This is a genomic window from Eggerthella guodeyinii (genome assembly GCF_009834925.2).
GTDB classification, from domain to species: domain Bacteria; phylum Actinomycetota; class Coriobacteriia; order Coriobacteriales; family Eggerthellaceae; genus Eggerthella; species Eggerthella guodeyinii.
In genome coordinates, this window is record NZ_CP063310.1 from 955,472 (window position 1) to 970,810 (window position 15,339).

General features: G+C 59.1%; 12 protein-coding genes. 11 read left to right on the forward strand and 1 reads right to left on the reverse strand.

Annotation, left to right across the window (positions count from 1 at the left end; genetic code table 11):
- Positions 1-5 precede the first annotated feature (5 nt).
- From GS424_RS03850 to GS424_RS17895, 4 genes are all read left to right on the forward strand, one after another.
- Positions 6-1,193 (forward strand): Coenzyme F420 hydrogenase/dehydrogenase, beta subunit C-terminal domain, encoded by a 1,188-nt coding sequence (locus tag GS424_RS03850; RefSeq protein WP_160943420.1) that lies wholly within the window; start codon positions 6-8, stop codon positions 1,191-1,193.
- Positions 1,186-2,628, forward strand: coding sequence for a lipopolysaccharide biosynthesis protein (locus GS424_RS03855; RefSeq protein WP_160943419.1), 1,443 nt, complete (start codon positions 1,186-1,188; stop codon positions 2,626-2,628). Before GS424_RS03850 ends, GS424_RS03855 begins: the two co-directional genes overlap by 8 nt.
- Positions 2,629-2,653: 25 nt before the next feature.
- Entirely contained in the window at positions 2,654-3,784 is a 1,131-nt protein-coding gene (locus tag GS424_RS03860; RefSeq protein ID WP_160943418.1) for a glycosyltransferase, read from the forward strand.
- Positions 3,785-4,004: 220 nt separating this feature from the next.
- Positions 4,005-4,859, forward strand: a complete 855-nt coding sequence (locus tag GS424_RS17895; RefSeq protein WP_160943417.1) for a ParB/RepB/Spo0J family partition protein — start codon at positions 4,005-4,007, stop codon at positions 4,857-4,859.
- A 27-nt stretch (positions 4,860-4,886) separates the two neighbouring features.
- On the opposite strand, the gene GS424_RS17900 is transcribed toward GS424_RS17895, so the two are convergent.
- A complete protein-coding gene (locus GS424_RS17900; protein WP_231566149.1) occupies positions 4,887-5,171 on the reverse strand; it encodes a helix-turn-helix domain-containing protein in 285 nt (94 codons plus the stop codon).
- 271 nt (positions 5,172-5,442) lie between these two features.
- Here GS424_RS17900 and nrfD (GS424_RS03870) point away from each other — a divergent pair, with 271 nt between their 5' ends.
- The 7 genes from nrfD (GS424_RS03870) (at position 5,443) to GS424_RS03900 (ending at position 15,334) form a co-directional block, all read left to right on the forward strand.
- The gene (nrfD, locus tag GS424_RS03870; protein ID WP_160943416.1) at positions 5,443-6,384 is read left to right on the forward strand and encodes an NrfD/PsrC family molybdoenzyme membrane anchor subunit; all 942 of its coding nucleotides are present in this window, start codon (positions 5,443-5,445) and stop codon (positions 6,382-6,384) included.
- Between the two features lies 1 nt (position 6,385).
- A complete protein-coding gene (locus GS424_RS03875; RefSeq protein WP_035586397.1) occupies positions 6,386-6,865 on the forward strand; it encodes a GntR family transcriptional regulator in 480 nt (159 codons plus the stop codon).
- A complete protein-coding gene (locus tag GS424_RS03880) occupies positions 6,865-7,878 on the forward strand; it encodes a slipin family protein (RefSeq protein ID WP_160943415.1) in 1,014 nt (337 codons plus the stop codon). The genes GS424_RS03875 and GS424_RS03880 overlap by 1 nt, the downstream gene beginning before the upstream one ends.
- A 299-nt stretch (positions 7,879-8,177) precedes the next feature.
- Positions 8,178-10,592, forward strand: coding sequence for a molybdopterin-dependent oxidoreductase (locus GS424_RS03885; protein ID WP_160943414.1), 2,415 nt, complete (start codon positions 8,178-8,180; stop codon positions 10,590-10,592).
- A gap of 9 nt (positions 10,593-10,601) precedes the next feature.
- On the forward strand, positions 10,602-11,219 hold the full coding sequence (locus GS424_RS03890; RefSeq protein ID WP_035586529.1) for a 4Fe-4S dicluster domain-containing protein: 618 nt from the start codon (positions 10,602-10,604) through the stop codon (positions 11,217-11,219).
- Positions 11,220-11,228: 9 nt separating this feature from the next.
- Positions 11,229-12,428, forward strand: a complete 1,200-nt coding sequence (nrfD, locus tag GS424_RS03895) for an NrfD/PsrC family molybdoenzyme membrane anchor subunit (protein WP_160943413.1) — start codon at positions 11,229-11,231, stop codon at positions 12,426-12,428.
- 422 nt (positions 12,429-12,850) lie between these two features.
- Positions 12,851-15,334, forward strand: coding sequence for a molybdopterin-dependent oxidoreductase (locus GS424_RS03900; protein WP_160943412.1), 2,484 nt, complete (start codon positions 12,851-12,853; stop codon positions 15,332-15,334).
- Positions 15,335-15,339 lie beyond the last annotated feature (5 nt).

The following is a 15,339-nucleotide window of genomic DNA, read 5'->3' on the forward strand; positions in this document are numbered from 1 at the left end:
AACTAATGACTGAATGCATTTGCGAAGCCCTACCCGAAGATAACTGTTTTGGCTGCATGGCATGCGTTACGGCGTGTGAAAGCGATGCTCTCGAATGCGGGCGCAACGCGGACGGTTTCTATCGCCCTCAACTCCATCTCGAAAAGTGCATTCGTTGTGGAAAGTGCGCCTCAGCTTGTCCTGTTGAGCATTCTCCCGCTCGGCATCGACCGATAAAGGCTTTTGCTGCGCAAATCAAGAACGCAGATGAGCTACTCCTTTCAACTTCGGGGGGAGCCTTCTCCGCTCTATCTGCTGAAGTGATCGCAAGGGGAGGGGCAGTGTGCGGCGTCGTGTGGGATTCTGACATGCATGCGGTTCATAGCTTGTCGACAGACGAATCGGCTATCGCGCGCATGCATGGATCAAAATACGTTCAGAGTCTTGTGACTCCTGACGTTTTTCGGAGCATCCGATCTGTGCTTCAATCCGGGAAAACCGTTTTGTTCTCTGGGACGCCTTGCCAAGTCGCCGGATTGCGGAGTTTTCTCAAAGTCGACTATTCTCATCTACTTACCGTAGACGTGCCGTGCTATGGAGTTCCAAGTCCGATGTTTTTCGAGCAGCATATTCGAGCTTATGAGAAAAAATACAAAGGGAGAATCGTCAATTTTTCGTTTCGGGATAAGCATAAAAATGGATTCTCGCATACTACGGTTTTCACTATCGAGAAGGATGGTGGTCGCATTATCAAACGTACGATAGATGATTACCGCCTTGTTCCTTATCATTATGCGTTTGGGAAGTGCGATTGCTTTGACACCATCTGTTACAGGTGTCCTTACGCGCAGATCGAGCGTGTCGCAGATATTACGCTGGGAAGCTTTTGGAGAATCGAGGAGCTTAACGATACTTTTTCGACGAGAGATGGCGTATCTATGATATTGCCGAATTCCCCTAAGGGCGAGAAGTGGTTTGAATATGCGAGCAAAAAAATGACGCTCAGTGAGCATTCGGTAGATGAAGCGGTTGCGCGCAACGCTGGGCTCGTATCGACAAAGCCTTTGCCAAGCACAAGAGACGACCTGTATGCATCGCTGAGAGGCAGCGGATACCACCATGCCATGAAGTTGTTTTATCGAGTACCGATGTGGAGGAAGGCGTATGCGTACGCTCCGATTCTCCATGCGGTGAAGAAGCTCTTTTTTGACTGAGCATATACACGGTAGAAGACTCGTGGCAAGTACTGGAAATATAATCTCATTTATCAAAAACTCAAGTCTTTTTCTTGTGGGCTCGGTTTTGTCTCGCATGCTGACTTTCCTTCTCCTTCCTCTCTACACGAGCACCGTTCCTACGGAAGATTTTGGAGTATACGATATCTCGCTCGTGTATGTCTCTCTTGTGAGTTCGGTACTCTTTTTCGAATTATGGTCAGCGGTACTCAGATTCTTATATGACTTTGACAGCCCCGAGAAAAAGGCGAATGTTGTCAAGAATGGCGCTGTTATCTTCTTTGGCTCAAGCATCGTCTTTATCGTCGCTGCATTGGTGCTTTTCTCGTTGCTAAATACGCGATATGTCGCGCTTATCGTGGGGTACGGCATTGCCGGGGCGCTTTCCCAATACATGTGCTTTATTGCTAGGGGATATGGAAAGAATGCTCAGTTTTCTGTCTCGGGAGTGATAAATACCGGCATTGTGCTTGCATCGAACCTAATCCTCATGCTCGTTTTCAAATTCGATTACTCGGCTATGTATATAGGCTTCATACTGGGGGCTTTATCGCAGACCGTATACCTATTCTTCGTGCTTGATCTCCGTTCAATCCTCCGGCGGGGTGAGCTGGATCGCAGCTTAGTAATCGACCTACTGCGCTTCTCATTGCCGCTTTGCCTCAATACCGCTTCATTCTGGCTTTTAACGAGCGCAACAAAACTGGTATATAACGCAGTTTTTGGTTACTCCGCAAGTGGTGTATTCTCTGTGGGGAGCAAGTTCGGGCAGATTATTATGCTTGCAACAACATGCTTTGCGTATGCTTGGCAGGACATCTCTTTTTCTGCGAGCACCCGGGATGCTCCAGGATCATTTTACTCCGGGGCTTGCAACACATATTTGCAGTTTCTTGCATCGGCTTTTGCGCTCCTCCTTCCCGTCGTCTTCTTCATTTTCCCGCTGTTTGTGTCGAGCGAATATGCGTCGGCCCTGAGCCTCGTTCCATCTTTTTTTGCGGTCTCTCTCGTCAGTGGATATGCAACATTCATCGGAAACGTGTTTTATGCCATCAAGAAAACACGTCCTATCATGCTTTCGGCTACAGCTGCTGGAGTAGTTGCTGTTGGACTCTCGTTCCCGCTCGTCAAAACATTTGGAGCAAACGGAGCGAACCTAGCAGTCATTCTTGGATTTGTAATTGCCATTGCTATAAGAGCGTTCCTCTTGCGCAAAGAACTCGGATTTCTCATAGAATGGAAAACGGTAGTATTGTGCACAATGTGGGTTGTGTTGAGTGCTTTGATTTTCATACTAGGTAATCCGACGTCGATTATTCTGTCTGCGATTGTGAGCATGCTGATTGCTGGAGCGATATTTCGCAGAGAGATAGGCCTACTTTTGAATATTGCGAAACAGAAACTCTTCCACTGAGCTCGCAGGAAATCACGAGGATAAAATGGGGTTGTATTATTTAACATTTTTCTGCGACGGTGAGCGAATCGGAAAAAGAGAGCGTCCAAGATCGGCCCAGAGCAAAATAGATTATATCTTAAGCGTGGCGAAAAGAAGTTCTTGTGCGATTAAGGTCATATCTGCTAGCGCTTCTTGCTGCGAATGCCATCAATCGCGTGAAGAGATCGCGCTCGATAGTTTCACTTCAGCAATCTACTTCGATTCTCTTCGGGGCGATAAACCCTTCACGCGATTGGTGAATAAAATTATAGTATTGATTCAACTGTTTATTTATATTTTAAGAAATATCAACCCAAGTGATTGCTTGATCGTGTATCACTCACCCCGTTATATGCCCCTCGTGTCTTTTCTTAAAAAAATCAGAGGATTCGACCTCCTCATTGAAGTTGAGGAGATATACGGAGATGTTCTTGGCAGCGAGAAACTAGAAAAGAAAGAATTTGAATACTTCCAGAGGGCTGATTCGTATATTTTCTCTACAGAACTTCTGGAACAACTTGTTAACACGGAAAAAAAACCATCAATAATAGATTACGGTGTGTACGAAATCTGTATGCGACCGCACAAAAAGAACAATCGAAGCATCCATCTTGTTTACTCTGGAATTTTTGCTGCAGGGAAAGGTGCATCGAGGGCGGTGGAAACCATGAAATTTCTACCTAGCAATTATATACTTCATCTCGCGGGTTATGGCAGCGAGGAAGAAACAGCATCTTTAAAAGGAGAAATAGAGGCTTTAAGCCCAGAAATAGGAGATCGAATTGCGTTCGAAGGAATGCTAATAGGAGAAGATTTCGATCGGCTCCTTCTATCATGCGATATTGGACTATGCACTCAAGATAGAAATGCATCCTATGCGTTAACATCGTTTCCCTCAAAAGTCCTGAACTACCTAAATCATGGTCTTTCGGTAGTTGCTGTTAATATTGGTCCTTTGAGTCACGCCGCTATAGCAAATTGCATACAGTTTTATGAAGGAGACGATCCTGAAAGCGTCGCTCATGCTATTAAAAAAACGAAGATCGATAGAGATCACATTACGAGAGTGGTCAGTAGTTTAGACAAAGAATTTGTAAAAGATTTAAGCCGAATTATTGGTGAGTATCAAAAGTAGCGTGCACGAGAATGCCCCTAAGAGTTCTCCACTCCAAGCGAGAACCGCGCTTATCGGGGACGGGGTGGTGGTATGATGAGCGGGGTCACGGTGACCCCGTGGTTGATTGGTTTTGGAGTATTCGATATTGAAAATGCATGTGATCGTAAAATGAAAAGCAGTATGCAATTAATACGTATATTTTAGTTAAAATATGCAAATTGAGGAAAGGCTTCCGCTTATGTCATCTCCCTACCAAACGCTCACTTTGCCGGTTGACAGCATCCAGTCGCACCCGGAGAACGACTTCACCATGGACGAAAGCGAGATGCAGGAGCTCGTCGCGTCCATCCGCTCCGAGGGCCTCGGGCAGCTGCCGCTCGTGCGCAAGCTGCCGGACGGCGCCTACCAGATGATCGCCGGCCACCGCCGACTCGAGGCGTACAAGCGCCTTGCCCGCGAGGACGCGGCCTTCCGCGCCATCCCGGTCACGCTCGTCGACGACCTCGACGACGCCCGCGCCCGCGTGCTGCTCAATGTCACCAACCTCGTGACTCGCCGCCTGTCTCAGGAGGAGCGCGGCGCGCGCTACGCGGCCATCGGCAGGGAAGTGCCGGCGCTGCGCGAGGCCGACCCGTCGCTCAAGGGCGTGCGCACGAACGACATCATCGCGCGCATCGTGACCGAGGAGACGGGGCAGTCGGTGTCGCCGGCCACGGTCAAACGCGCCATCGCGGCCGAGAGGCGCCTGCGCGAAACGCGCGAGCAGGCCGAGCTTCTCACGGGCGACCTGAACGAGAACTGGCAGGTGGAGGCGCAGGCGGGGGCCATCGATCCGCTCACGTTGCGTGCCATCTCGGAGTTGCCGATCCAGAAACAGCTCGATCTGTTCGCCGAATACCAGCGCCAGGAGATGACGCTCGGCCAGCTGAAGGCTCACCTCAAAGCGTCGCGGCCCAAGACGACGGCCGATGCGGCCCGCGTGCTGCAGCTTGCCATCCGCAACGCGGAGGAGGCGCGTCAGATGGATCGCGTCGGCGTGCCGTTACCGCAGGGGCTCGTTCGCAAGCTGAAGAGCCTGGTGGACCAGCTGTAAAGTTGGGAGCGTGCGTCGGGAAGGCGGCTACAGCCGCGCGTGGCCGTCCGCCTGCTCGGGATAATCGATCAGCTTGAGCGGCGCGAGGTCGGCGAGCTGGCAGGGGTCGACGTCGAGCGCGCGGCTCAGCTTCACGAGGTCCGGAATGCTCAAGGCGACGTAGCCGCATTCGATATTGCTGATGCGAGAGTGTTCCGAGCCGATCATGAGCCCCAGCTTTTTCTGCGTCAATCCTTGGTCTTTACGGATCTGTCGGAGGTTTGTCCCAAGGTCAGACGCGTATTTTCTCACAAGGGGGTCCTTGCGTTCCATCGTCTGCTTTTTGCTGAGATTACCCATGCGTCAAGCGTAACCCGATGAATACGAAGGCGTGTATCCACGAGGGTACATTGGGGCATATTTATGGAAAATTCGCCGGTCGCTTCAAGATTTTCGCCATCGCGTCGTTTTTCGTTGCGATGGCGCGGCACCGCCGTGCGTGATAGAATTATCCTATGACTATTTAGGCGCGTGGGCGGCGGGTGCGCGGGACGACGGCGTGCGGGCGCGGGGTGCCGCCCCGCAAACGACGAGGGGAGGCGGCGTGCTGAGCGATCTGGTCGTGTGCTACCTGTTCCTCGGCGGCACCGGGGCGGGGCTCGCTCTCGTGCTCTCCGTGCTCGGCTTGCTCGTTCCGCGCGCATGCGTGTCAACGCCCCCGGGCGTGCACCTTCGTCCGAACGCCGCGTACCGCAAGCTGCTCGGCTCGGGGTTCGCCGCCGCGTTCGTGCTGCTGGCGCTCGGCATCGTGTGCTTGCTGGCCGACCTCGGCAACGCCGAGCGCGTGATCCTGCTGCTCCTGCACCCCACGGCGTCGTACCTGGCGGTGGGGTCGTGGGCGCTCGCGGCGTGCCTGGCGCTCGCAGCGGCGCTCGGCTTCGCGTGGCTTGGCGTCGGCACCTGGAACGTCGCCCTTGTGCGCATCCTCCAGGTGACGACTGCGCTCGTGGCGGCGGTGGTCATGGTGTACACGGGGCTCCTGCTCCAGAGCCTCGGCGCGGTGCCCCTGTGGTCCACGCCGTGGCTGCCAGCGTTGTTCGCGGCCTCGTCGCTGTCGTGCGGCATCGCATGCCTGCTGGCGCTTGCCCAGCTCACGGGCGTGGCATCCGCGTTCGATGCCGTGCTCGGACGCTTGGCGGCGGTCGATGCCGCGGTCATCGTGATCGAGGCGATCGTCGTCGCGGTGTTCGTGTACGCGGCTTCGCTGGCCGGCGCGCCGCTGTCCAACGGCACCGAGCTCGCCGCCGCGCAGTCGGTGCGGGAGCTGGTGGCGGGCGCCAACGCGCAGCTGTTCTGGGGCTGCTTCGTCGCGCTCGGCCTGGCGGTGCCGCTCGTGCTGGACGGCGTGCTCGCCAATCGCCGCCGCCCGCTGCCGGGCGTCGCCCTGTTCACGGCGGCGTGCGTGCTGGCCGGCGGGTTCGTCATGCGGTTCTGCGTTGTTGCGGCTGGTGCCCACCCGGTGCTCAGCTCGATGGGAGTGATGTGATATGTTTCCGTTCGAAGTGGATTCGACCACCGACGTGCCGTTGTGGGTGCAGCTGCGTCAGCGGCTCATCTACCTCATCAACTCGGGGTACTTCAAGCCGGGCGACCAGTTGCCCACCGTGCGCGGCCTGGCCTCGGAGATATCCATCAACTACAACACGGTGAACAAGGCGTACCTCAGCCTCGTCTCCGACGGCTACCTGGAATCGACGCGCGGGCGCGGCGTGTTCGTGCGCGACCTCGACGCCGAGATGGACGAGGAGTACACGAAGGACGTCGACGGCATCATGAGCGACTGCGTGGCGGCCTGCCGCGACCTGGGGCTGTCGCTCGACGACGTGCAGAAGTGCATGATCAAGAAAATCAAGCAGATCAAGAAGGACGAGGGCCTCGAGCCGCCGCTCGAGCGGGGCGACGGCACGGCGCGCATCGTACCGGTCGACGTGGGCGGCACGGTACGCAAGAAACAGGCAGGAGCGTGATGCGGGTGAAGACCAGGCGAAACGAAGCTGAGACGGCACGGGGCGTCGGCGGTGCGCCCGCATCGCCCTCCGCGTCGTCGCACGCGCGCTGGCACGTCGTCCCCGAGGCCAGCACCGAGATCGTGGGCGAGCGCGCGTCGAGCACCGGCGTGCTGCTGTTCTCGGCGGTGGTGTTCCTGCTGACGTTCGGCCTCGTGCTGGGCGCGTGGTGGACGCTTGCGGGCGTGGGCGTCGCGGCCATCGCGGTCGCGCTCGTCCTCGCGCTGCTGGCCACGGCGGCCGTGCACATCGCGCAGCAATGGGAGAAGGTGGTGGTGCTGCGTTTCGGCACGTTCAACCGCGTGTCGGGACCGGGCCTGTTCTGGACGTTTCCCGTCATCGAGCAGAACACCATGCGCGTGGACACCCGCGTGCGCGCCACCACGTTCGGCGCCGAAGAGACCCTCACGGCCGACCTCGTGCCGCTCGATGTGAACGCGGTGCTGTTCTGGCACGTGTGGGACGCGAAAGCGGCCTGCATCGAGGTGGGCGACTTCACGCGCGCCGTGGAGCTGGCGGCCCAGACGGCGCTGCGCGACGCCATCGGGCGCGCGAGCGTGGCCGAGGTGGCCATCCGCCGCGAGCAGCTCGACCGCGAGCTCAAGCGCGTGCTCGAGGAGAAGGTGGCGCCCTGGGGCATCACCGTGCTGTCGGTGGAGATCCGCGACATCCTGCTGCCGAAGGAGCTGCAGGACGTCATGTCGCTGGAGGCCCAGGCCGAGCAGCGCAAGAAGGCCCGCATCATCCTCATGGAGGCCGAGCAGGACATCTGCGAGATGATGGACGACATGGGCGAGACGTACGCGAAGAACGACGCCGCGCTGCGCCTGCGCGCGATGCACCTGCTGTACGAGAGCGTGCGCGAGACGGGCGGCACGGTGGTGGTGCCCAGCAGCTTCAGCGAGGGCTTCGGCGACGTGCTGGGCGATGCCGCGAAGGACGTGCTGGGGAAGGGGCCCGGCGCGGGGGCGTAGCGGCGGCCGCATGCGGCACATGCGATGATCGAGAACGGATGTTTCACGTGAAACATCCGTTCTTTTTTTGCGCGAGAATACGGGTGCGCCTACGCGTCGTACTATCCTCAAAATAATACAATCAAATGTAAATAAATTATATACAGTACCTTGATTGTCATAGGATTATTTACTATAGTACTTTAATAGGATTTGGCCAATTCCATCCAGATGTCCGCAGGTTCCGCGAGGTGCCGGCGGCCATCCTGACACGACGAGCGACGCTTTGCGCCGGGGCGCGAGCGTGACGAGGAGGAACCATGTCAGGTACGAACAGGCCAAACACGACGCTGACCCGCCGCAGCTTTCTCAGGGCCACGGGCGCCGCAGCCGGCACGCTGGGCGTTGCGGGAGCTGCAGGAATGTTCGCGGCAGACGATTGGCTCGCACCGACCGAGGCGTACGCGGAGCCGGAGGAACGCGTCGCCTACACCTACCACCAGGCTCACTGCCGCGGGCATTGCATGCTGAAGTGCACCGTGCGCGACGGCCGCCTGTGCTTGATCCAGCCGAACGACAAGGCCAAGGAAGGACTGCAAACTGTCTGCCTCAAGGGCCTGTCCGAGATCCAGCACGTCTACAGCGCCGAGCGCATCCAAACGCCGCTCAAGCGCGTGGGCGAGCGCGGCGCCAACGAGTTCGTCGCCATCTCCTGGGACGAGGCGGCGGCCTACTTCGCCGAGGAAGTGCGGAAATGCTGGGACGCCTACGGCAAGCAGAGCGTGTTCGCCAGCATCGCCATGGAGTCGGAGGTGGCGTCTGAGCTGGGCAAGCTGCTGAGCGCGTCCATGGACACCGTCGGCGGCATCGACGTGGGCTACGCCAACGGCCTGGCTCCCGTCTACGGCGGCGCCAAGCGCTCCGGCCCCCTGGGCGCGGTGAGCGCGTTCAACGGCGTGGCCGATTGGATGAATTGCAAGACCCTGCTGTTCGTGGGCGTCAACTTCATCGAGTCGAGCCTCACGCAAACCAAACCCTTCTTCGACGCGAAGGATGTGGGCATGCACGCCATCGCCATCGACCCGCATTACAGCACGACCGCCACGAAGTGCGACGAGTGGATCCCCCTCGAACCCGGCACCGACGCCGCGCTGTTCCTCGGCATGATCACGCACGTGCTGGACAACGGCTGGTACGACGAGGCGTACGTGGGCGCGCGCACCTCGCTGCCGTTCCTCGTGGCGCAAGCCGACGGCACGCTGCTGCGCGACCATGCGGTCGACCCGGCGGCCGCCGCGCCGGAGGACGGCGCAGCCAACCCTTTCCTGGTCTGGGACGACGCGGCGCAGGCCGCACGCCCGGCAGCGGATGTGGAGTCTCCTGCGCTCGAAGGCACCTTCACCGTCGGCGGCGAAACGTACACGACGGTGCTCTCGCTGCTCAAGAAGAACCAGCAAAGCTACGACACCGCGTGGGCGTCGAAGGTCACGGGCATCCCGGCCGATACCATCGAGTCGCTGGCCGAGCGCTACGCCACGGGCGGACCCGCGTGCATCGCCGTGGGCTACGGCGGCAACGACAAGTACGGCAACGCCGACATCGCCGGCCATGCGGCCGGGCTGCTGGCCGCGATCACCGGCAACATCGGGCGCGCCGGCGGCGGCGTGGGCTATCCCGGCTTCGGTTACGGCAGCGCCGGACTCGGCGCGTGGCCGCTTGCGGAGGACATGAAGCCCTCGACCTTGGCCGTCCCCGCCTTCGAGCTTCCCTACGTGGACAGCCCCGTCAAGTGCTTCATCGGCGTGGGCGACCAGATCCAGCAGCGCTTCGCCGACCTCAACAAGCTGGACGAGTGGGTGCAGGGCCTCGACTTCATCGTGTACGCCGACGTGTACCACAGCACGGGCGCGCAGTACGCCGATCTCGTGCTGCCCATCTGCTCGCGTTTCGAGAGCGACGAGGCGCTCGGCGGCGTCCGCTCGAACAAGGGCCAGGTCATGCTGCGCCAGCAGGTGCTCGAGCCGCTGTTCGAGAGCAAGACCGACTTCGCGTTCGAGCGCGAGCTGGCCCGCGCCCTCGGCATCGATGCTTCGTTGCCGAAGACCAACGAGGAGCGCATCGTGCGCATGCTGGACACGGCGAAGGACGCGAAGGTCGCGGGCATCACGCTCGAGGAGCTGCAGGCCAACCAGGGCGTGCTGCCGTACCGCGCTCCGTCGGCCGTGCCGTTCTCCGAAGGCAAGGTTCCCACGGCGTCGGGCCGCTTCGACGTGTACTTCCCGGATCTCGTGAAATTCGACCAGGCGCTGCCCGCCTACGAAGCCCCCGAGGAGACGGGCGCGGACAGCAAGCTGCGCGACCGCTTCCCCCTGCAGCTGTGCCAGATGCGCACGCGCTTCCACATCCACAACCAGTTCTGCGACGCCGAATGGATTCGCCAGTACTCCACGGCGGCCCTGCACCTCAACCCTGCGGACATGGAGCAGCGCGGCCTGACCAACGGCGACACGGTGGAGGCGTTCAACGATCGCGGCAGCTTCGCCTGCCCCGTGGTGGGCGACGAGTCGGTTCGCCCGGGCTCCGCGCGCATCTTCGAGGGCGAGTGGTCGAAGTTCATGAGCGCCGGCAACATCCAGAACGTCACGAATCCCGGGATATCCGACCGCGGGCGCGCGTTGCTGAACGGCCCGGTCATCCCGTACAACGACACGCTCGTCGAAGTGAAGAAAGCGTAGGTGGGCGCCATGACCAGATTCGGACTCGCCATCAACACGGGGCGTTGCATCGGGTGCCACACCTGTGCCAACGCCTGCAAGATGCAGAACAACGTGCCCATGGGCATGCTGTGGAACCGCGTGCTCACCGAGGGATGCGACATCGTGGACGGCGCCGTCGGGCAGTATCCGAACGTGTCGCGCGCCTACCTTCCCGTGGCGTGCCAGCACTGCGAGAACCCCGCCTGCCTGCGCGTGTGCCCCACGGGCGCCACGTACAAGGACGAAAAGGGCCGCGTCGAGATCGCCTACGACAAGTGCATCGGCTGCCGCACGTGCATGGCGGCCTGCCCCTACAACGCCCGCGTGTTCAACTGGAACGAGCCGCGCCGCGACCCCGACTTCAACTACGGCGACAAGGACGTGCCCGTGCGCGGCAAGGGCGTCGTGGAGAAATGCACGCTGTGCAAGGAGCGCACCGACCGCGGCGATGAGCCCATGTGCGTGGTGTGCTGCCCCACGAAAGCGCGCGTGTTCGGCGATCTGGACGACCCGAACAGCGACGTGTCGCGCATCGTCCGGGAGCGTCGCGCCGGCGTGCTGCTGGAAGAACAGGGCACCCGCCCGCAAGTCCACTACTACGGATAGGGGAGCGCCATGGGAACCTTCGGAACCTCGATGAAATTCAAAACCGCCTCCGTCGTGCTGGCCGTGCTGGCCGCAGTGGGCGTGGGCACGTGGATCTACCAGCTGATGAACGGCCTGGGCGTGACCGGCATGAACAACTCCACGTCGTGGGGCCTCTACATCACCTGCTTCATGTTCTTCGTGGGCCTGTCGGCCGGCGGGCTGATCGTGGCCTCCTCGGCGTCGGTGTTCCACATCGCGCAGTTCAAGAAGGTGGCGGTGCCGGCCATCATCCTGTCGACGGTGTGCATCTGCTGCGCCGGCATGTTCGTGCTCATCGACCTCGGCGGCATCCAGCGCATCTGGAACGTGCTCGTGTCGCCGAACCCGATGTCGCCGCTTCTGTGGGACATCTGCGTGATCACCTGCTACCTCGTCATCAACGTCCTCTACCTGTACTTCATGACATCGAAGCGGGCCAACCCGCACGCGGTCAGCATCATCTCGCGGTTCGCGCTGCCCATCGCCATCCTCGTGCACTCGGTGACGGCGTGGATCTTCGGCCTGCAGCTGGCGCGCGAGGCCTGGTACTCGGCCATCATGGCGCCCATCTTCGTGGCCTCGGCCATGGACTCGGGCTTGGCGCTGCTGCTCATCGTGCTGCTGGCGCTGCAGGCGGCGAAGGTGTTCGAGCTCGGCCGCAAGCTCATGGCCACGCTGGCCGGCCTCTTGGCCACGTGCATTGCGGTCGACGCGTTCTTCATCGGCTGCGAGCTGCTGACGGTGGCCTACCCGCAAACCGCCGGCGGCATGGAGACGCTCGGCACGCTGCTCAACGGCGTCACCTCGCCCTTCTTCTGGTTCGAGATCATCGCGGGGCTGCTCATCCCGTTCTGCATCCTCGTGTTCTCGGCCAACCGCCAGCGCCCGAAGCTCGTGATCCTGGCCTCGGCGCTCGTGGTGGTGGGCGTGTTCTTCAAGCGTGTGTGGCTGCTGTTCACGGCGTTCGTCCATCCGAACGTGTACGGCGCGCCGGGCATCTCCTCGGGGTCGTCGGCCGGCGTCCATGCCGGTGCCACCGACATCTGGTCGACGCTCGGCGTGTACGCGCCCACTTGGGTCGAGATCGTGGTGGTCGTCGGCGTGGTGTCGCTCGGCGCGCTGGCGTTCCTCGTCTTGGCGAGCAAGCTGCTGAAGCCGTCGGACGAAACGACCGCGCAAGCTGCCTGATCGCGTCCAACCCGTGACGCTGGGGAAGGGGCTCCTCACCCCCTTGGAGGCGGAAGCTCCTCACTTCCGCCTCCGCTCCCTGGCGCACCTCGAATGTTTCACGTGAAACATTTGTTCCCATGATTCTCCGGTGCGCGAAGCGTGTCCTGTGCTATCCTTCGAGCCTCGTGCGAAGGAGAGTAAGAACATGACCTGCGGAATCACGAAAAATTATCCATAAAATAGTATAATGACACCTGAAAATTATCCTATGACAATCCTTGATTGTCATAGGATAATTTCGTATAGTGGGGCCAGTGGAATTTGGCCAATTCTCACGAGGAAGAGGGGGTATCCTCGCATGAGGCTTGTTGGTCGGACGGTGTGAGGACCGCGCGACCGGCACTACGGGGATATCCTGACGACATCTTTGAGGAGGAGACATGTCAGGAACGAGCAGCCCGCACAGCGGGCTCACGCGCAGGAGCTTTCTGAAGGCGACGGGCGCAGCGGCAGGGGCCTTGGGCCTCGCAGGTGCCGCCGGCATGGTCACGGCCGACAACTGGCTCGCGCCCACCCAAGCCCACGCCGAGGCGCAAGAAACGATTGGCTACACCTTTCATCAGAGCCATTGCACGGGGCATTGTTCGCTGAAATGTACGGTGCGGGACGGACGGCTCGCTCTCATCGAGCCTAATGACGCCGAATCGTATGCGAAGCGCTATCAGATCGTCTGCGTTCGCGGCATATCGGAAATCGAGCACGTGTACAGTGAGGCGCGCATCCAGACTCCGCTCAAGCGAGTGGGGGAACGTGGATCGGGGCAATTCGTTGCGATTAGCTGGGATGAGGCATTGGAGGAGGTAAAAAGGGGCCTCGGTGATGTCTGGGACAAGTATGGGAAAGAGGCTGTAGTGGTAGCCGGCACTTCTGATGTGAAGGTTCGCTACCCACATCTCAAGCAAGTGTTCAATGCCCAGCAGGACGGAAGAACGGGTATCGACATTGGGGTCGGAAACGGGCTTGGTCCGATGATTGGCGACTCGTCTTCTTTCGTTATCTCCACGAGCGAATCGCGTGATTGGCGTCGTGCCAAAACGGTGATCCTTACAAGCACGAACTTTCTCGAATCAAGCGTCGCTTCCGCGAAGAATTTCTTCGAGGCTCAGGAGGCGGGCGCAACCATCATATCGGTTGACACGCACTTCACGACGACGGCCGGAAAGGCCGACCAGTGGGTGCCCATCGAGCCGGGAACTGACGGCGCCCTGTTCCAGGGTATGATCAGTTGCATTCTTGATCATGAGTGGTATGACGAGGAATCGATGAAGATCGGAACGTCTTTTCCGTTCTTGGTGAACGTGGCGACTGGCAAGTTGCTTCGGGCTCGGGGCGAATCCTCCGAAGAAGGCGGGGAGACTGCATGGGTGGCGTATGGGGACGCCTCTGCGACGAACTCTAGTGCTGGAGAAGAAGATTCGCCGGGCTTTATGGTATGGGATACGGTATCCAATGCTGCGATGCCGTACGAGTCCGGCGTTGTGAGTCCGGCGCTTACCGGCGAGTACGAGATCGACGGATCGACGTACACGACGGTGTTCGAGCTCCTGAAGAAGATCCAGAAAGATAACGGTTTTACCGTTGAGTGGGCTACGGAGAAAACGGCGATTCCGGTCGAAACCATCGAAGACCTTGCGCGACGGTATGCGCTCGAAACGCCTGCGACGCTCTCTCTTGGTTGGGGAGGATCGGACAAATATATGAATTCCGATATCTGCGGCCATGCGGCAGGTGTGCTCGCGGCGCTTACGGGCAATTACGGAAAGCCCGGTGCGAGCATCGGCGTCCATGTTGGAGGCAATTACAGCGGCTGGTCGGCGAAACTCGCTGCATGGAAGCTTCCTCCGGAATACAAGGTTGCAACGCAAGAGATGGCTTCCTACAGGATGCGATACGAAAACAACGGGGTGCACGCTTACGTTGCCCTTGGCGACATGTTTCAGCAGCATTATGCGAACATGAACGTCACCAAAGAGTGGCTCGATACGCTCGATTTCATTTTGTACATCGATATCTACCATACGACAAGCGCGGATTGGGCAGATATCATCCTGCCTGCATGCTCCAAGTTCGAGACTTCGGAAGAAGTTGAATCGCTGAAGGTATCCTACGGCCATGTTCTCGCGCAAGGCAAGGTGTTGGACCCGCTGTTCGAGAGCAAGCCCGATCTCGAGATAGAGCGTCTCCTTGCCCGAACGATGGGCGTTGCCGAAGATGCCCTGCCGCAGAGCTCGTACGAGTTCTGCGAATACCAGCTTTCAGAATCGACGGATTCGAAGATCAAGGGGATCACGCTGAAAAGCCTCATCGACAATCAGTGCGTTGTGCCCCTTCCCGGCATCGACGAGATCCGCGAAGCGTATGCGTCCCAAGTGGAGAAGACGGATTCAGGTCGATTCGACGTTTATCTGGAGAAACGCTTGGATTCCGGTCAGGCGCTTCCGGTGTACGAGGATCCGCAAGAGGTCCATCCGGAAAGTGAGTTGCGTCAGAAATACCCCTTGCAGTTCTATCAGGCGCGAACGAAATTCCAAATTCACAGCATGTTCTGCGATGCGGCTTGGATCAAGCAGTTCTACGAGCCTCGTCTTGAAATGAATCCGATTGATATGCGGGGACGTTCTCTTTCGGCTGGCGATGTGGTTGAGGTTTACAACGATCGTGGCTCGATCCAGGTGAAGGTGGTAGAAAACGAGATCGTTCGACCTGGCTGTACCAGAATCTTCGAGGGTCTTTGGACGAGGTACATGATCAAAGGCAATCTTCAAGAGCTGACGAACGACGATCTGTCTCCAAGGGAGGATACGCTCCAGGCGGGTACGTGCATAGCGTTTCAAGACACCCTTGTCGAAGTGCGGAAGGTGTAGGTGAT